16 protein-coding genes and 1 pseudogene are annotated in these 19,467 nt (G+C 35.3%); 11 read left to right on the forward strand and 6 right to left on the reverse strand.

Annotated elements, in window-relative coordinates; genetic code table 11:
* The 4 genes and pseudogenes from HOG71_04415 to HOG71_04430 all read right to left on the reverse strand — a co-directional run.
* A partial coding sequence (locus tag HOG71_04415) for a hypothetical protein (protein ID MBT5990076.1) occupies window positions 1-522 on the reverse strand: 522 nt, incomplete at its 3' end.
* Between the two features lie 25 nt (window positions 523-547).
* Window positions 548-1,777 carry an MFS transporter gene (locus HOG71_04420; protein ID MBT5990077.1) on the reverse strand — a complete coding sequence of 410 codons (1,230 nt, stop codon included), beginning with the start codon at window positions 1,775-1,777 and terminating at the stop codon, window positions 548-550.
* A 191-nt stretch (window positions 1,778-1,968) separates the two neighbouring features.
* Window positions 1,969-2,403 (reverse strand): hypothetical protein, encoded by a 435-nt coding sequence (locus HOG71_04425; GenBank protein ID MBT5990078.1) that lies wholly within the window; start codon window positions 2,401-2,403, stop codon window positions 1,969-1,971.
* A gap of 39 nt (window positions 2,404-2,442) precedes the next feature.
* Window positions 2,443-3,627: pseudogene (locus HOG71_04430) on the reverse strand (sodium/proline symporter).
* Window positions 3,628-3,778: 151 nt separating this feature from the next.
* Between HOG71_04430 and HOG71_04435 the strand changes: the two are divergent.
* Together HOG71_04435 and HOG71_04440 are read left to right on the forward strand one after the other, a co-directional pair.
* The gene (locus tag HOG71_04435; protein MBT5990079.1) at window positions 3,779-5,314 is read left to right on the forward strand and encodes a DUF4301 family protein; all 1,536 of its coding nucleotides are present in this window, start codon (window positions 3,779-3,781) and stop codon (window positions 5,312-5,314) included.
* A 43-nt stretch (window positions 5,315-5,357) separates the two neighbouring features.
* Window positions 5,358-5,789, forward strand: a complete 432-nt coding sequence (locus HOG71_04440) for a GNAT family N-acetyltransferase (GenBank protein MBT5990080.1) — start codon at window positions 5,358-5,360, stop codon at window positions 5,787-5,789.
* Window positions 5,790-6,325: 536 nt separating this feature from the next.
* On the opposite strand, the gene HOG71_04445 is transcribed toward HOG71_04440, so the two are convergent.
* Window positions 6,326-7,810 carry a T9SS type A sorting domain-containing protein gene (locus tag HOG71_04445; GenBank protein ID MBT5990081.1) on the reverse strand — a complete coding sequence of 495 codons (1,485 nt, stop codon included), beginning with the start codon at window positions 7,808-7,810 and terminating at the stop codon, window positions 6,326-6,328.
* Window positions 7,811-8,078: 268 nt separating this feature from the next.
* On the opposite strand from HOG71_04445, the gene trxB reads away from it, so the two are divergent.
* The 4 genes from trxB to HOG71_04465 all read left to right on the forward strand — a co-directional run bounded on the left by trxB (window position 8,079) and on the right by HOG71_04465 (window position 12,118).
* Window positions 8,079-9,011 carry a thioredoxin-disulfide reductase gene (trxB, locus tag HOG71_04450; protein MBT5990082.1) on the forward strand — a complete coding sequence of 311 codons (933 nt, stop codon included), beginning with the start codon at window positions 8,079-8,081 and terminating at the stop codon, window positions 9,009-9,011.
* Window positions 9,012-9,352: 341 nt separating this feature from the next.
* Entirely contained in the window at window positions 9,353-10,060 is a 708-nt protein-coding gene (locus HOG71_04455; protein MBT5990083.1) for a ComF family protein, read from the forward strand.
* Window positions 10,061-10,116: 56 nt separating this feature from the next.
* Window positions 10,117-11,511: a hypothetical protein gene (locus tag HOG71_04460; protein MBT5990084.1), complete on the forward strand. Its 1,395-nt coding sequence runs from the start codon at window positions 10,117-10,119 to the stop codon at window positions 11,509-11,511.
* 10 nt (window positions 11,512-11,521) lie between these two features.
* The gene (locus HOG71_04465; GenBank protein ID MBT5990085.1) at window positions 11,522-12,118 is read left to right on the forward strand and encodes a hypothetical protein; all 597 of its coding nucleotides are present in this window, start codon (window positions 11,522-11,524) and stop codon (window positions 12,116-12,118) included.
* Here the strand turns inward: HOG71_04465 and hflX are convergent.
* Window positions 12,115-13,302 carry a GTPase HflX gene (gene hflX, locus HOG71_04470; GenBank protein ID MBT5990086.1) on the reverse strand — a complete coding sequence of 396 codons (1,188 nt, stop codon included), beginning with the start codon at window positions 13,300-13,302 and terminating at the stop codon, window positions 12,115-12,117. The two genes, HOG71_04465 and hflX, sit on opposite strands and share 4 nt — an antisense overlap.
* Before the next feature lie 334 nt (window positions 13,303-13,636).
* Between hflX and HOG71_04475 the strand changes: the two genes are divergently transcribed.
* The 5 genes from HOG71_04475 to HOG71_04495 all read left to right on the forward strand — a co-directional run.
* Window positions 13,637-13,930 carry a hypothetical protein gene (locus HOG71_04475; protein ID MBT5990087.1) on the forward strand — a complete coding sequence of 98 codons (294 nt, stop codon included), beginning with the start codon at window positions 13,637-13,639 and terminating at the stop codon, window positions 13,928-13,930.
* A gap of 58 nt (window positions 13,931-13,988) precedes the next feature.
* Window positions 13,989-14,126 (forward strand): hypothetical protein, encoded by a 138-nt coding sequence (locus tag HOG71_04480; protein ID MBT5990088.1) that lies wholly within the window; start codon window positions 13,989-13,991, stop codon window positions 14,124-14,126.
* Window positions 14,127-14,141: 15 nt separating this feature from the next.
* Entirely contained in the window at window positions 14,142-15,422 is a 1,281-nt protein-coding gene (locus tag HOG71_04485; protein MBT5990089.1) for a T9SS type A sorting domain-containing protein, read from the forward strand.
* Window positions 15,423-15,523: 101 nt separating this feature from the next.
* Window positions 15,524-16,000, forward strand: a complete 477-nt coding sequence (locus HOG71_04490) for a hypothetical protein (protein MBT5990090.1) — start codon at window positions 15,524-15,526, stop codon at window positions 15,998-16,000.
* 280 nt (window positions 16,001-16,280) lie between these two features.
* Window positions 16,281-19,467, forward strand: a 3,187-nt coding sequence (locus tag HOG71_04495) for a hypothetical protein (GenBank protein MBT5990091.1), incomplete at its 3' end; no start/stop codon positions are given.

Genomic DNA, 19,467 nt, shown 5'->3' on the forward strand with positions numbered 1-19,467 from the left:
AAAACCCAGCCAGGTTATCAATCCTCCTCCCAAATTAACAGCACCCGTAAGTGCGTGATTTTGCCAGTTTCGAGCTTCCTTCTCACGTTTTGCCCATTCCAATAACAATTCTTCAGCAATATCTAATTTGAGCAGTTTTTGATCTACTGTAAGCTCAGGCATGGAATTAAAATGTGCTGTCTCATTTCTGGGATCTAAAGGAGAAATAAACTGACCAGCTGCACCCAACAAGGTTGTTGCAGCACCTAGGAGCATATCCTGTTGCAAACTTTTATCATCGCTAATAAAATATACTGCAGTTTGTCCGAAAGTGGCCACACCATAGGTTGTAAACCAAGCATACCACCATCGCTTGGTATTCAATTTATCCTTTTCCAGTGTGTTTTTAATATATTGCAGTCTTTCACTAATAATGGTATCTGATAGCTTATTTTGTGCCTGAAGAGATGACTGAGCAAAGAACTGAACTACTAACAGAAAGACTAACAGCTTTAATATATATGTTTTTCGATTCTTTCTCATGCTAGTTTATTTCTGGATTCACAAATTATTCATCATCCTTTTTACCCACCAGAGCAGATTCCTTTAAACGGAATGAAGCAACTAAACTGATAAGCATTAAGGCAATCAGCACCATCAGAGGCATACTCATTGAACCATCAGATTCTGATTTAAAAATATCCATTCCAAAAATAAAGGCTATGCCTGAAATTTGTCCCATGAGCAAAAGCAAACCATTGGAAGAACCCTCCGAGGCCGGATAGGTAATTTCTGCTCCATATTGAAATCCTATGGGTCCAGAACTGAGCAAGAAAAATCCCAAAACAGCTCCCGATACTAGAATAATTGAATAATTGGCAGAAAAAGTTATACCAAGCAATCCAATAATTGCACCTGCCAAGGCAATTTGAATAAATGGAACTCGTTTGCGCGATCGATCTGATAGCATAGGCATCACCAAGGCGCCAATAATTCCTGCTCCTATCATAACTCCACCGGTTATTCCTGCCTGAGTAATTGAAATATTGCGTGGATTTAGTATTCCCTCTATCCAGGTTGTAACTGCATTAAAAACTCCTAAACCTATAAAGAAAATGAGCAATAACCATCGGAAATTCCTCGAACGAAAAATAATTTTAAATCCATCAAGCACCAGCGCTCTTTCCTCTTGTCCGGGAAGACAAGGAGCTGTTGGAGGAGCCTCTTTGGAAAATAGTATGAAAATCAAAGCAGCCACTGCACCCACTATTCCATAAATAAATAGCATCCCTTCTATGCCCGATTTGATGGCTAAGAATGGTGTTAAAACCATGCCGCCTAAAATACCAATATACATGGCCAAAGTACCCAAACCAGATGATGTAGCTCTTTCATGAATCGGAAACCATCGTGCAGAAAGTTTGGTAATGGCGTTTAATAAAAAAGGTTGCCCGATGGCAATACCAATTTGAGCCATCAAAAGCAATTCGAAATTAGTTCCGACCATTCCGCGCATAAACCCAAATGCACCGGTCATTAAAGCACCAATCCCTACTCCTATTCTGATTCCGTAAGTATCTATGATCCAAGAAGCAGGAATGGAAACCAAGATAAAGACCAACATAAAACTCATGGAAAGTATCCCAATCCATAATTCAGATACACCATAAAATTCAACAGCCTGACTGGTTATTGGTGCAAAAGTGATCCATAAAAGCTGGTTCATGGCAACAATAAACATATAAACGGTTAGCATAATCCAGCGGTAGCGATATACTTTGAATTCTGATTTTTCCATGAATGTTGTTTGAGGGAGTTTAAAGGATGGGATAAAAAAGTTTCAATTGACTTATAATTTGTATTAATCTTATTGTTTATTTCTATAATCCTTGCTTTCAAAAATAATCAAAATATTTATATAGTTATGTATATATGATTATTTGTGATAGAATTGAAGAGCAATAACTATCAATTGAGGATCATCTCAGATCAAGTTCTTTTGGGGATAAGATAGGTTGTTCCAACAGCAATAATAAAGGCCACAACAAAAGTCATTAGTCGGGCAGTAATCACTGTTTTATCCAGACCAGTGCTAATCCAAACAATGGTAAATACCAAGCCTGTGACAATAGTTGCCAAGGCTGCTCGACCGTGGAATCGTTTCCAGAAAAGTGTAAGTAATATAACAATAGAGAATGTCGATCCAATTCCTGCCCACACATACCCCACCAATGTGTAAATAATACCACTATCCTTTTCAACATTCAAATAAAAAATCTCATTATAACTGGCAAATTCTTTAGGAGTTAGGATTTCTTTTAAAGCAGTTAAAAAATCCTTCTTATTGTTAAATTCCTTGTCAACTAAAACAGAGGTTCTCTCTAACACACTAATCTCAGTTATTTGCTCGCTTAAACTATTCATTGAATTATCAGACAAATAAACAGGTTCAAAAGAGAAATAGGCTAAAACCAAAGCCACAACAGATAATAAAGCGGTGACAATACGTGATTGCAATAAAGCTCGTTTGGGCTTTAATTTACGAAAAGGCTGAATCAGGTTTTCAGATAATTCAGTAGCTGACAATATCAAAAGCGAATTAGCGGTGGAAACAACTGCTGCCAATACACCAGTTAAGAGAATACCCGCAACCCAGGGATTAAACAAAGTCGTTAACATAATAGGCATAACAGTTTCCCTGTCTTTGATCGTTCCCGGACCAAATACAGCAATAGCCAACCAACCAATCATCAATGCACCAGTATAGGCAATAATGGTCCAGATTACACCGATATTTCGAGCCTGTTTGGCTTGTCTGGCATTTTTAATAGCCATAAATCGGGTTGTCAATTGAGGTAAACCACCCAGATAACCAAAAAACCAGGAAAAGGCTCCTGCAATCATCAATCCTGTTCCAAATCCACTCAATGCCTTACCTCCTGTCATGGTGTTGTAAACAGGACCTGCTTTGTCCAATGCTTCAGAAATACTAAAAGCAAATACACTTCCCTCTGGTTGATTCGTTAAATAGATAATTCCGGCAATAGGCGCAACAACTAAGGCTATAATCATTACAATAGCCTGAATAACATCTGAATAAGTAACACTTCTGAATCCACCATAAATGGTGTAAGGAACAACAAATGCAACAATAATCAGCATACCAGCTACCCTATCTATCCCAAATAAATTTTCAAGTGTTTTGCCTCCACCAATAAATTGAGCACCTACATAAAAGAAGAAAAAGAATACTATCGTAAAACTGCCAACTATCCGAATCCATTTACCGACTTCTCCATGCTTTTTTGCAATATACTCAGTAAAGGTGTTTGTTTCATATTTAGCGGCTTCATCTCTTAATCGCCATGCCAATACTACCCAAGCCAAAATAATTCCCAATACACAACCAATGGCTGTCCATATTTCCATTAAGCCTGTTGCATATGCAGCACCCGGTAACCCAAGCAATGCCCAGGACGATTCTCCAGTGGCTCGCTCCGACAGAGCAGCCACCCAGCCGGGTAATTTCCTTCCGGCAATAGCAAAATCTGAACTGGTTTTTACTTTTCGCCCTTGGTAAAATCCCCACAAAACCAATAAACTCATGTAGGTAATCATTACAATCAATATCTTGCTTTGGTCGTCCATTTTCTTGTTTTAGATTCCTGTAAAATCTATTGTGCTATACAACTAAATTAAAATATTTTATTGGTATGCTAAAACTCCGGCTTTTTATTTTCTTTATAAACCTTAAAACAAACGATATGTATTTAATTTGTAGTGAAATTAAAACACCCTTATGTTCGAAAACAAGGATATTCAGCAGATGCAGGATAGAGGTATGGATGTTGGTCGCATACGACAACAGCTAGAAAACTTTAAAACAGGTTTTCCTCCTTTAAAACTAGAGTCTGCGGCTACTCAAAAAAAAGGAATTGTCTGTTTTTCTGGTGAAGAAGCAAACAAAATAGCAGCGCAATATGATGCATATCAAGCAGAACTTCAAATTCTAAAATTTGTTCCCGCTTCAGGTGCAGCCAGTCGCATGTTTAAATCCTTATTGGCTTTTGCAGAATTGAGTGAATCCGATCAGGAAAAAGATTTAATTGAAAAACAGGATATTAATTCGGTCTATTATTTCTTTCAAAATATTGAAAAGTTTGCCTTTTACAAAGATCTAGAGCAAGCGCTCATAAAAGATGGATTAAATGTTGATTCATCTTCAAAATCTGAAATCCTCTCCTATTTATTAAGCGAAAAAGGACTGAGCTATGCTTCATTACCAAAAGCACTGCTGGCCTTTCACCAAAATGAAGAAAATGTGCGTTTAAGCATAGAAGAACATTTAGTCGAAGGAGCTTTGTATGCCAAATCTGATGATAATATTGTCCGAATTCATTTTACATTATCTCAGGATCATATTCCATTGGTGCAAAAACTGATGAACGAAAAATTATCATATTACGAATCGAAATTCAAGATCAAATATGAAATAGAGTATTCCATTCAGAATCCGGCTACTGATACCATTGCTGTTGACTCATTTAATCAGCCCTTCCGTGAAAAAGATGGAAGCATTGTATTTCGGCCCGGTGGACATGGTGCACTCATTGACAACCTACAAGCACTAAATGCCGATTTAATTTTCATTAAAAATATCGATAATGTAGTACCTGATCGTTTAAAGGATGAAACGGTTTTGTATAAAAAAGTGATTGGAGCCCATTTGATTCAATTACAGGATAAAATTTACAATTATCTTGACCAACTAGATGATAATCAACTGGATAATGAATTTTTACATGAAATAGAGAGCTTCATGGAAAAAGAACTCATGTTCAAAATTCCAGCATCCTTAACGCTTTTCGAAGCAGTTGAAAAAGCTGATTATTTATTTGAAAAACTCAATCGACCAATTCGTGTATGTGGCATGGTTAAAAATGAGGGAGAACCTGGTGGTGGACCCTTTTGGGTTCAGAACTCCGACAGCTCAGTTTCACTTCAAATAGTTGAATCTTCACAAATTGATATGAATGACTCGACACAAGAGAAAATCATGAAAGCGGCTACCCATTTTAATCCGGTTGATTTAGTTTGTTCTATCACCGATTTCAGAGGAAATACATTTGATTTAAACGATTTTATAGATCCCAATACCGCTTTTGTTTCACATAAATCTAAAGAGGGTAAAGAATTGAAAGCGCTTGAATTACCCGGTTTATGGAATGGAGCCATGGCCGACTGGAATACTGTTTTTGTCGAAGTTCCAATAGAAACATTTAATCCCGTAAAAATTGTCAACGATTTACTTCGTCCACAACATCAATCCATTTAAATTTAAAGAGGTTGCGAGAAACAAGCAACGAGAAACGAGAAATATGTTACAAATAATCAAAATAAAACACAACAGCATTCTCTTCGAACAAGTTCGCTTGATTCGAGATGAAGTTTTTATCGAGGAACAAAAAGTACCGGTAGATATTGAATATGAATTTGAGGAAGAGTCATCTCATTATCTGGCATTTTTTGAAGATGAAGCAATCGCCACAGCCAGATATAGATTGACAGAAGAAGGTGTTAAACTGGAACGCTTTGCTACATTGGAAGAATTCAGAAACAAAGGAATAGGTGCTGCCATCTTAAACAAGATATTGCACGATATCAGGAAAAAAGACAAACTGATTTACCTGAATGCCCAGGAATTTGCAGTTCCTTTTTATGAGAAACACGGATTTGTGGTTGTGGGAGACATGTTTATGGAAGCCAATATCAAGCACTTTCGGATGGAGTTGGATAAGACAAAAGAGTAAAAGACAAATTTCAATCGTAATCCTGCTTATATTATTAACATCTAAATGATTCTTTGTCATGTCGACCGAAGGGAGACATCTGTTGGCCGAGTTTTGGATTTTAAGTATTTCAACTGCATTAATTTTTTACTGGTAAACGGTGCTTGTTGAGAGAAAACAAATTAAACAATTAAAACCTAGATATCTCAGCATTCGCTTCGATATGACAAAAATAAATTGAAAACAACCTAACAGGTTTTTTTCAACCTGTTAGGTTGAGTTTTAGAACAAGTCGTAGTGCGACTATAAGTCGGCCTACGACTAAAAACAACTATCTTAGTACTTAATAAACCACTCTGTAAAAATCTGATTCCCAAAATTCAGTTGTACCTCAGAGCATATCCAATTGTTTATGAATGCTGTCCTTTCGACTAAAAGGAGAAATATTAGCTTCTTTTTAATATCCTGTTTCAAATCTAGGATATCTCAGCATTCCCTTTGATATTACAAAAATAAATTAGTCAGTTGCGACCATAAGTCGGCTGACTAAAAGCATCTTAGTATTTAACAAACCTTTCCGTAAAAATCTGATTCCCCAAATTAAATTGTAAAATATAGATTCCATCTATAAATGTTTGAATATCAATTTCTGTAATATCTTCTTTGCATTGTCCAGAAAGCATTTCCTGACCATGCAAATTATAGATTATAAATTCCCCTCCTGTTGCATTAACTTTTGAAAGTGAAATATGTAATCTATCTGTTGAAGGATTTGGGTATATATTATACTGGCTATGACCTTTAGCATTCTTAACAGAAAGCACATTATAAGGAATGATTGTCCCGACTGTGTCTCCGTTTTTAATGTAGCCAGTTAAAGAATAGCTTTCACTAATTTCAAAAATATAATGATGATAATCAACAATACCCAAACCTATCCTTATTTCAAAAGAATTTGCCTCAGGAAGCGATTGAATTGGAAGTAATACATTGTTATCTTGCGAATCAACTGCGTAATCCCAAGTTCCATCATTTGTTTTAAAGCCATATGCATTTTGAATTAAATTGTTTTGCATATCAGAACCAAACCTCATGATAATATGACCAAATCCAAAATATCTGAAATCCTGATTGTTATATAATTTGGAATCTAGATAATATGTAACTTCCTGAAACAACCTATTTATAGCAAGTCTGATTTGACCATTGTACTCAAATGTATCATTATAATAGGGATTTACTTTATGCATCCTGGTTCCAATCTTAAATCCAGTATAATCATAGATCAGACTGTCTTTCGTTAAACTCTTTCCGGTAATTACATAGTTTTTTATATAATTTTCATATCCCCAAGGATCTCCGCTTCCACCTTTATACTGAAACCGATCTCCTATTTCAAAATCATAATAATCGAGTACTCCAGGCATAGTGTAGCCTAATTTTTGAGTTTCAACACCTATCAGATTGTAATGGTAATCATGTGATTTTAATTCAGGAAACTTAATAATCCCAAATGACTTTGATACAATGACAGTATCTTTATAGGATAATAAAATGGTTTTTGTAGAATCTACCGTTCCGAAGATACTTCTTACATTCTCACTAATCAATTTGGCAAGCACCATATTGGAAGAATCAAAAAGCCAACTTTCATTTAATTTAGCATTCGCATTAATCCAGAAAGTATCCTTGCCTATAAATTTCATCCAGCCATTGCTGTATCTTATCATTTTAAGATTTAGAAATTGAGGCTGGTTCAATAAGTGAATTCGATTTTCTGGATACTCTGGATTTTCAAGTTTATACTTTTTCTTCAAATAATCACATGTATCACATGGAGCAACAATTCTATTGAAATGATATTCTGTTCTGTCAGCAAAAGTCTTAACCGAATCCACCCAAATTGTGTGGCTGGGAAAATTCACTGTGTCAATTGCATAATGATAAGTGTCAACAGCATTTATTGGAAGCCAGTTTTGTGCTTTTCCAACATTGTTAAATACCAGAATTACGAATAAGATCAGTAAATATTTCCTTGTCATAAGAGTAATTGTTTATTGGAATTAGTCTTTAAAGATACAAAATTTTTATATTTAGATTCCAAAGATGAACTCAACCTAACAGGTGGAAGAAATCCTGTTAGATTGTTTTTTTTTAAAAAGACTTTATAAATCATTATATCTAATTAATTCGTATATTTATAATGCTTTTCAAGTCAGCAATTCTCATTTTGTCAGTAAAAAAATAGCATATTGTCAGTCTGCGTTTAGGCACAATAATGGATTAAATACAACTAAAAATCAAAAGAAAATGTCAGAAATAAAAAAAGTAAAAGTATTGATTATTGGTTCAGGCCCTGCAGGCTACACGGCAGCAATTTATGCAGCAAGAGCCGACCTTAAACCAGTAATGTATACGGGAATGGAAATGGGCGGACAGCTCACCACCACAACCGAAGTAGAAAACTATCCCGGTTTTCCTGAAATGATTACAGGCCCACAATTGATGGACGACATGCGCAAGCAAGCCGAACGATTTGGTACAGAAGTAAATTTTGGCGTGGTAACCAGTGTTGATTTCTCAAACAGACCTTTTAAAGTAGTTGTTGATGAAAGTCAGGAAGTAGAAGCCGAAGCCGTTATTATTGCAACAGGCGCAACTGCTCAATATCTGGGATTGGATTCAGAAACAAGATTAAAAGGAAATGGTGTTTCGGGATGTGCTACCTGCGATGGATTTTTCTATAAAGGAAAAGATGTAGCTGTAGTAGGTGGTGGAGACACTGCTGCTGAAGAAGCAACTTATTTGGCAAACTTATGCAACAAAGTTTACATGATTGTCAGACGCGATGAATTACGCGCTTCAAAAGCCATGCAACATCGCGTAAACAATACGCCTAATATTGAAGTTCTCTGGAATAATAATACTGTTGAAGTTTTGGGAGAAAAAACAGTTGAAGGTGTTAAATTGCTTAACAATAAAACCAATGATGAAAAAATCATTAAAGTTGATGGTTTCTTTTTAGCCATTGGGCACAAACCCAATACAGATATATTCGGAAATGCGTTGGATAAAGATAATGCTGGATACCTGATTACAGAAAAAGGATCTTCCAGAACCAATATAGAAGGCGTATTTGCTTGTGGTGATGTGCAGGACAAAATCTACCGTCAGGCAGTTACTGCTGCTGGTAGTGGATGCATGGCAGCAATTGATACGGAACGCTGGATAGGAGAGCAATAGTTTTTCAATAAAGTAGCTTTTAATCCTCTATTGAGGTATATAATAAATGAAACATCATTGTAAGAGATTGAATTAAGAGTCAATTTTGCTGAAAATCACTTCGCCCCTACCCTAAAGAGTGTCTGATTTTCAGCTCTTTATCCTTTTGGGTTAGGGCATATGGAGCTTTAGGTAGAATTTTAATCCTCTGTTGAGGTATATAATAAATATTCGTTCTCGCGAATGAAGAATTAATTAAGCCTGCCCACCAGTGCTAATCAGGCAGGCGATCTCCAAACGAAAAGGAGATAGCTTCACTTCGTTCGCTATGACGGTATATATTTCATGTCAAGCTACTTTCAATGTCAACGAAAAACGAAGGACCATTTAAAGATGCAATCGATTTCTTTTACCCGAGAAATTGTGTTGCTTGTGCTTGCGTTTTAACCCGACAGGAAGTTAATATTTGTCTGGAATGTAAAACAACGCTTCCTCGGACAAACTTTCATTTAATAAAGGAAAATCCAATTAGTAAAGTTTTTTGGGGACGAGTGCCTATCGAATGGGCAACGGCCTACTTCTATTTTGCAAAAGAAAGCCGGGTCCAAAAACTCTTGCATCATATCAAATACCTTGGTTTTAAAGATTTGGGTTATGAAGTTGGTCAGTGGCTGGGAGATGATTTAAAGCTGAACAGCTCCCTTGCTTCCGATCTGGATTTTATCGTCCCTGTACCATTACATCCAAAAAAACAACATAAAAGAGGCTATAACCAAAGCGAGCTTTTGGCTGACGGAATTGCCGATAGTTTGGATAAAAAGTTGAATATCAATAATCTCGTCAGAGAAATACACTCTCCTACTCAAACAAAAAAAAGCAGGTTTAAACGATGGGAAAATGTAAAAGATATTTTTCAATTAAAAGATGCAAATGAATTTAATGGCTCGCATGTTTTATTAGTTGATGATGTTATTACCACAGGCTCAACAATAGAAGCCTGCTGTCATACGTTATTGCAATGTCATCAAATTAAAATAAGTATTGCATCAATTGCTTATGTTGCATATTAAAGCGATGATTTATTAGTAATTTTGTTAAACTGAATTAGCAATTAATACGAACTGAATTGAACAAGAACAAATTTTTACTACCCATTTTTTTACTGCTTATCGGAAGTTCAGCCTTCATGTATTCATGTCGGAAAGATAGCCTCATTACAAGTTCTGAAGCGATGCTTGAATTTTCACTGGATACATTATTTTTTGACACTGTTTTTACAACAAGGGGAACAGCTACTCAAAAATTTATGGTGTATAATCCACACGACAAAAGCATTAAAATAAGCCGAATTGATTTAGCACGAGGCAATTCATCTCCATACCGCATAAATATTGATGGAAGCCCAACTGTTAGTATGACAGAATTTTCACTGTTACCAAATGATAGCATTTACATTTTTGTAGATGTTACCATTGATCCCAATAGCAGTCTACTCCCCTTTATTGTGAAAGACTCCATAGTATTTACAACAAATGGCAACCTGCAGGATATTAAGTTAATGACCTGGGGGCAGAATGCAAATTTTTTCCGTGACTCAATGCTTGAATGCAATACTATTTGGGATTCTGATTTGCCCTATGTGATTTCGGATCATGTTGGAGTTGATAATAATTGCAAACTGACTATTATGCCCGGTGTTAAAGTGTATTCTGACAATTACTCAGGTATTTTTGTTTGGGGAACACTTGAAGTGCTGGGAGACACGAATAATCCTGTTGTATTTCAGGGATTACGAACCGAACAGTATTACAATGACATTCCCGGTCAGTGGTGGGGTATTCATTTCATTCGGGAAAGTAAAAACAACTACATTCGAAATGCAGAGATTAGAAATGGAACCATTGGCATACGAGTAGATTCATCATCCATAAATTTCAATCCAAATTTAGTACTCGAAAATGTGCGAGTTGAAAACATGAGTGTGGTTGGCATAGTTGGCTATACGGCTCACATTGAGGGTTATAATTGCATCGTTAACAATTCCTGCAAATACTTGGTGGTAGGTGAATTAGGTGGTATCTACAAGTTTTATCAGTCAACTTTTGCTCATAATTCCTGCCAATGCTACAGCCATGAACCTGCTGTTTCGTTTTTCAACACTGACAATGGAGCAATAAAAAATGATCTTCATGTCGTTTTAGCAAATTGCATTATCTGGGGACCAAAAGAAGAGGAGATGGATTTCACACGAACTGGTGAAGGAGCCCGTTTATTCGAAGTTTCAGATTGCATGCTTACAACTGAAAAAACAGAATTTGGCAATAATGGCAATATAATAAACAAAGACCCTGTGTTTGTGAATCCTTGCCAGTACAATTATGAATTGGATTCTGCTTCTGTTGCTATAGACAAAGGAGATAATGCTGTTTTAGGACTATCTACTTATTTGAAATTCGACCTTTCTGGCTTTGAACGAACAGATGGCAAACCAGATTTAGGTGCATTGGAATACAAAAAATAAAAATAATATCATGAAAGTAAAAACACTTATTCTTGTTACAATAATTGGCTTTTCCCTGATTTATAGTTGTAAAAATGAGAATTTAAAATCGTCATCAGGAGAAATTAATTATGCCTGCAGAGCTATTGATATTTCAAGTTTAGGGCCTGCTTATCTGAAAACCTTGAATGAGAAAATTTACAAGGCGGTTCAGGAAGGCAATATTAATGCTTTTAAAAATGACAGCTTACTTGTCCAATCCAAATTCAATGAGCAAAAGATTAAAGAAATTGGTGGAATTGAAGAAGCCATTCAATATGCACCCGACCCAAATTATCCAGATTTTTTAGTGGATACTGTTATTTTTAGTCCGTTCAGACTAACAGATGTAGTTGGTTATGAAATAGCAGACGTTTGGTCTTTTAACAAGGGTTCAAATACCTATTCAGCCACACCGCATGCTTTTGCAATTACGTACAAGCCAATTATTGCCGGTATTGAATTAAATGAATTACCGCTGTATTGGATTCCCTATCCTGAATTGGAAGATTTGCTGGGTTCTGAAAATTACAAAGTTCTGAATGATCTTATTTTCCAGAAAACAATAGAGAAATTATCCGAGTTTTAATTTTGACTTGGATAATGTCCACTAATTGAAAGTGGAAAGTGTGGATATACATTTTTATAGGTTTCGATAACCAATTCTACTATCATTTTCCTGAATTCCTTCACATTCGTTTTGTGTATTGCTGAAATAAATATCGAATGCTCGTGTTCAGTAGCCAGATAGGTTTCTTCTAACAGCTTAGAATTCAGGATTCCATTTTCATTTTCAATTTCTAATTCATCCAAAAAAGCAGCGCTCAACTTATCAATTTTATTAAAAACAACAAGCGTAGGTTTATGATCTGCCTTCAATTCTGCCAATGTTTCATTTACAGTTTGCATATGCTGCTCAAAATCCGGATGGGACAAATCGACAACATGAATCAATATATCTGCCTCTCTTGCTTCATCCAAAGTAGATTTAAAACTCTCTACAAGTCTGTGAGGAAGCTTTCTGATAAAGCCAACCGTATCCGATAATAAAAAAGTGATTTGATTAATAACAACATTTCGGACTGTTGTATCGAGGGTGGCAAATAGCTTATCTTCAGCAAAAACATTGGATTTGCTTAACATATTCATGATAGTCGACTTTCCTGCATTGGTATATCCAACCAAGGAAACTCTCACTTTTTGTGCGCGGTTTTTTCGTTGAACTTTATTTTGCTTATCAATGGCTATTAGTTTCTTTTTAAGAAGAGATATCTTACTTCTGATTATCCGCCTATCGGTTTCAATTTCAGTTTCTCCCGGCCCTCTTAATCCTATTCCTCCTTTTTGACGCTCCAAGTGAGTCCACATACCAATTAAGCGAGGCAATAAATATTCATATTGTGCCAGTTCTACTTGTGCTTTTGATTGTGCAGTTTGCGCGCGTTTTGCAAAAATATCCAGTATTAAATTGGTTCTGTCAATAATACGGCATTCCAATTCTTTTTCAATATTTCTAATTTGGTTAGGCCCTAATTCATCATCAAAAACAACCAATGATACTTCATTTTCAATAACAAACTCCTTTATTTCCTCTAGTTTGCCGGGACCAACAAAAGTCCGGCTATTTGGTTTATCCCGTCTTTGTGTAAAACGGCCCATCACTTTTGCACCAGCAGTAAACGCCAGAAAAGCCAGTTCCTCCAAATTTTCCTTAATAATTTCCTCTCTTTCCTTTTGTTTTATTATCCCAACCAAAACCACTTTGTCAACCATATAACATCTATTAATTCATCTGCGAATTTAGTCGAATAAAGAAAGTGTATCTAATTGAAAGCATATTTATTGCTTATTCAATTATTTCGTCCACTCAGAGTCTCCACTTTATGAGGCATGCTTACATTCAAAAATTTGAGGTGTGACTCTGAGAGCAGAAGACAATTAAATCATATTGCTATTTATTGATTATTTTCTTTATTTTTGGTAAAGTATTTTCTTTCAAAAAACATCTCAATTTCAAGATTATGACTTCAAAAATTATTCTTTTAGGTAAACAAATTACCCCCCCATTTTTATATTGCTGATTTTCTGCACTTTACAGGCTAACAGCATGGCACAATGTGATAGCTTGGTTGACAATCAAAAACTTACTGGAACATTTGATACTGGTGGTGGTAACAAAAATGAATTTTTCAAAGGATTGGTTCCTCATTGGAAAAAAGTTCTGGGAACTCCTGATTTAGTAAGTTTAGCAGTAAGTTCACCTAGTGCTGGTCGAGTTGGATCATGGCATTGTAATTATCATGAAGCATTTTATCAGCCTCCTCCATTGCCTTGTCCAACTGCTGGGTTGTTTACCCCTCCAGCGGACCCACCCAATTCCTGTCCGCTGCCATATCATTGACCTTTCTCCTTATGTGGACGTTTTCCTGTCTCAACACCCCCTTTGGTGTCCTAACCTAGTGTGTAGAAGGGCTTATTGGGAAAGTGGAGATCCAGACGCCCCTTATTTTGGGAAATTGCTTTATAATAATACATTCGATGGTGATGGAGGAACGCCACCTTGTTATACGATTACTCCACATGATAATTACAGATAATTAAAATAAAATGCTATGAAAAAAATAATGATATTAATATTACTGGTTAACAGCTTATTTGCACATGCGCAGTGGAGCGATATCACACCAAAGCAATGGGGATCAGGGGGGTGGCCTCAAATGTTAGATAGCCTTAATTTTTATTGTATAACCGGAGATACCGTTTCACCATGGCAAGCAATGATCATAAAAACTGAAGATGGAGGTAAAAGCTGGACAGAACTATGCAGAAGCTTTACCAGCCCTGTTGAATTAATTAATGATTATATCGTATTATCCAAAGACAGTGTGGTAGTATTTACGCATTTGAAAAACATTTACGTTGCTTCAGACAGTGGGAAAACATTTCAACAATTAACCAATGTACCAACAGGCCTTCAAGGAATTATAGGCAGGTATAATTTCTATTCTAAGTTTTCGAAAACAATTTTCATAATGACTTATAATGCCGGAGTATATGCCCAATATAAAACTGAAGATTTTGGTCAGAGCTGGCTTCCTCTTAATTCAGATGAACCTGGAAAATTTGCAATAAGTCAACTTAATTTCATTAATTCAAAAGTAGGCTACAGCATAGGTGCCGATTTTATTCTATTTAAAACAACTGATAATGGCTCAAATTGGATAAAAGTAGGTAGCGTTCCATCTTCATCAGGAACATTTATGAAAATGCAATTTGTAACAGAATCAATTGGTTTTTATGGAAACATATATGGTATTTATAAGACAACAGATGGAGGTAAAAGCTGGACAAAAAAAATTAAAGGAATTTATGAAATTAACAGTAGTTGTTGGCCTACCGACATGTATTTCAGTGATGAAAACAATGGTTGGGTAGTTACTTACTGTGGAGGGAGTTATCACTATTATCGTACAGAGGATGGTGGTTTAAACTGGGGAAGACTGGAGTTTAGTTTATCTTCATGCAAAATGGCCTATATTACGGGATTCGATAAAAACAACTTGACCCTTTGGCCATATAATGGAGCAAAATGTGTTTACCGCACAAACAATGGCGGAGGACCCTATTCCGGGGTAAATGAAAAGCCGGATGTGGAAAATTCCATTCGCATTTTTCCCAACCCGGCAAACAATACCCTTACAATAAGCCTTAACAGGGAAACAATTAAACATGCCAAAGCTTTTATTATTAACTTACAGGGTCAAACACTCCTGCAATCCGAACTTGTTGGCAAGGAAAACAGTTTGGATATCAGCAATCTGCCAGCTGGGGTCTATTTTGTAAAAGTAGTTGATGAAAATGGGGTTTGGATAGAGAAAGTTGTAAAAGAATGAAATATTATTTCTATAATTACTTTCTACGGAGATGGAAACGATCCACCTTGTTTTGATTACTCTCCTCACGACCCTAATTATAAATAATTAATAGCATTACAATGAAACATTTATCTATAATAATATTCGTTATATGCAGTTTTAACCTATTTGCACAGTGGACAGATATTGGAGACAAGGCTTATAAGGGCTTTTTTAATCCGCAAATGCTTGATAGTCTATACATTTATTGTATGACTGGAGATACTGTTGCTCCTTATAATAGGTCTATCATAGGAACAAAAAATGGAGGACAAGATTGGGAAATCATTATCAGAAGTTTTGGAAATCCTATAGAGTTGATCAAATATTATTCTTTTCTGTCAAAAGACAGTTTGGTATTTGTAACACATCGAAACACTATTTATTTCTCAACAGATGGTGGTAAAACAAATGTAAAATCAACAAATGCACCAGGGGGAGGGGTGAAAAATCTTCCCGATGTGCTTTTCACAAATAAATACACAGGAAGTATAATTCTGTCCGCTCAGAGTCTCCACTTAAAGTGGTATGCTAACCATCAAAATTTCGATGTGTGACTCTGAGTTTAGAATAAAATTGATGCAGTAGCCTCAGAGAAAAACACTGCTAAAACAAAAAAGATTCTGAAACAAGTTCAGAATGACCGTTTGCGACAAACTAAATTTGACAATCATCATATCAAATCCGAATTAAAAACACCCTCTCTCCCATCAGAGTCAATGCAAAATTTGATGTGGTGGAAATAAACAGCAACTGAAGAAATTGCATTGAATAGAAAGCATATTTATTGCTTATTCAATTATTATAATGCAATTTTGTATTACCTGATCGTGCTACATGACCAAACTTTATAAAAATAATTTCCGACTACTTCAAATTGGATTGATAATCCTACTGATCAGTGTTGCAATCGACTTTCTTCAAAATCAGCTCATACCTGATTTAAACGACAAATATCAGCTTCACAGAATCCAAAAAGATGTCAACGAAAAAGAAGAAACATGCCTGAAACTATTTAATTATTATCAAAGTATTTCGGCTGATTCCTATTATGAAAATTTGGATAAAACACTGGAAATTGCCAAAGAAGAAAAAATATTCTTTTACATTTTTCAAAACGGCCAATTGGTTTTATGGACCAGTAACAAAGTAATTCCGAACAAAATAGTTGTACCTGAAGATAAATTACGCCTGCAATTGCTTGCCAATGGTTATTATTTACAATTGAATCGCTATGATGGTGAATATTTATTTACGGCTTTAATACCTGTTGAGTCGGCTTATCCCTATGAGAATAATTATCTTAAAAACAATTTCTTATTAGGAAAATCAAACGATCATTTTAAAATAGATAAAACGGAAAGTGAAGAATTAAAAGCTGGCAACTATCATGTAAAGGATATCAATAATGAGGATTTATTCATGCTCAAACCACTTCCTAAGGATGAGCCAAATTTCCTTTTACTCATCCTTTATTTACTTACGGGTATTATTATTTTCATCTATATCAATCGGCAAATACTCCGTTTGTTTGAAGAGAAAAGATCAATTCATGCTTATATCCTAACCTTTACCACATTGCTGATAACTTTTCTGGGATGGAAGGTTTTTGTGGTTCCTAAAGAATTGTTTTCTCATCAAATATTTCAACCAATTGTTTATGCCAGCTCTGAATTTCTTGGATCCATAGGCGATCTTTTCATGACTGTATTTTTACTTTCATGGATGCTTTTTATTATTACTAAACAGTTTCGCTTCAAAATAAAAGCAAGTAAAAAAATAAATGCACTTTTATTCATTGTCCTATTCTTTTTCACTTTGTTATTGATTACCTCTATTTCCACTATAATTAGAGGAATGGTGATGAATAGCAGTATCCCTATGGATATGAGTGAATTTTTCCGCTTCAACTTTTATAGCATTTTAGCATTCTTCATCGTATTTCTGTTGCTGTTTATTTTCCTGGCATTTACGTCTATATTCGTTCGCATAGTTAGAATAAAACAATTTCTATGGTGGCAAAATGCCATCCTTTTTATTATTCCATCCTTTTTGTATTTTATTATTTTCAGATATCATTTCAGCTATTCGTATTTACTCATCTTATTTCCTATTATTGTTTGGATACTGTTTACCTACTATGGTTTTCTTGAAAATCTCAATCTAAATTCTTTACTTGCATTTATTTTAATCAGTGCCGGATTTGCTGCTCACCAAATTATTTCTGCTAACGAAAACAAAGAACAAGAAAACCGGAAATTGCTCATAACATCTATTGCAACTGACCGCGATGCTTTAGGGGAGCAATTAATACTTGATGAGATTGATAAAATACAGAATGACGATTATGTAAAATCTTTTTACTCGAATCCATTAATCTCAAAAGCGCTATTAAAAAAACGCTTAAAGCAAATCTATTTTTCAGGCTATTTCAGCAATTTTGATCTGATATTAAATACGTACTCTCCAAAAGGAGAACCCTTTAAAAGTAATACGTACATCCCCTATTCAAATTATTTAACCGTTATTGAGCAATGCCATGTTGTTGACAGTAATGCGCTGCTTTATTTCCGAAACACTTTTGATGGAGCTCCTGTATATATTATAAAGCTGAAAATTGAGAAGCATAATAAGATAGTAGGGAATCTTGTTCTTGAGCTCAAAAAGAAACCATTTCTGGAAGAAAGTGTATATCCTGAGCTAATTATTGAGCATAATATTCGAAGACAGGAAGAGATCAAGAACTACTCCTACGCCATTTATATTAATAATTTATTATCCAATCAAAAAGGCGAATATTCCTATCCTATAACTTTCGATTCAAAACAAAACGGAGAGCCCTATTACTTTTTTAATGATAAAAAATACGATCACCTTTTTTATAATATGAATGATGGTGTTTCCATCATCATGAGCAAACCCGTTAACAACGTTTTTACCTCTTTGGCTTTGTTTTCAGTTTTGTTCATTTTATCTACTCTCTTGTTGGCTATTGGCTATTATCTTGTTCGCATTATTAATAATCTGGGAGAAAAAGGAATACGCTCACGTCAATTCTGGTCGTCATTCAATCCAATTCCCCAAATGTATTTCAAAGGGAAAATTCAAGGAACCATCTTGGTGTCTATTTTAGTTGCTTTGTTGCTAACTGGTTTTGCCACTATCCGGTTTATTAGCCTTAACTCAAGCAAAAACACAGAGATTAAACTGCAAAAAGAAATTAAAATCGTTAAGGAAAGTCTGAGCAATTATTTCAATCAGAACTCCGTTTATGGAGAGGATTTATATGCGAAAATCATTCAGGCTGCCGACTTATTCCGAACGGATATCAATATATTCGATCGATATGGCGTATTAACTGCAACATCGCAAATACCTGTATATGAGCGTAAAATTATCTCTCAAATGATTGATGCAGAAGCCTTCTATAAATTATGGATTTTGCAAAAATCACAATTGGTTCAGTACGAGAAAATCGGAGGAAAAATCAAATATTTATCAGCTTATTCTCCTATCCGAAACGGAAATAATGAAATAATTGGCTTTATCAACCTCCCCTATTTTGCGAAAGAAAAAGAAACGAAAGAAGAGATTACCAACTTGATTGTCACCATTGTAAACATTTATGTATTCCTGTTTTTATTGATTATTCTCATCTCCATTATCATTGCCAATACCTTTACCGAGCCACTTGAAATAATTAAAAAACACTTGAGCGATATTCAATTGGGAAAAACCAACAAAAAAATCAGTTGGAACAGCAGCGATGAAATTGGAAGTTTGATTGCAGAGTATAACCAAATGCTTGTTAAGGTTGAAGAAAGTGCAGCCGTTTTAGCACGTTCCGAAAGAGAGTCAGCATGGCGTGAAATGGCCAAACAAGTTGCTCACGAAATCAAAAACCCACTTACTCCCATGAAACTTAATTTACAGCAATTACTGCGAGCATGGGAAACCAAAGATGAAGATTTGGAAGAACGCTTTAAAAAAACGACACAAATTCTAATTAATCGAATAGATACAC

It is taken from the genome of Bacteroidota bacterium, from assembly GCA_018698135.1.
Taxonomy (GTDB): domain Bacteria; phylum Bacteroidota; class Bacteroidia; order CAILMK01; family JAAYUY01; genus JABINZ01.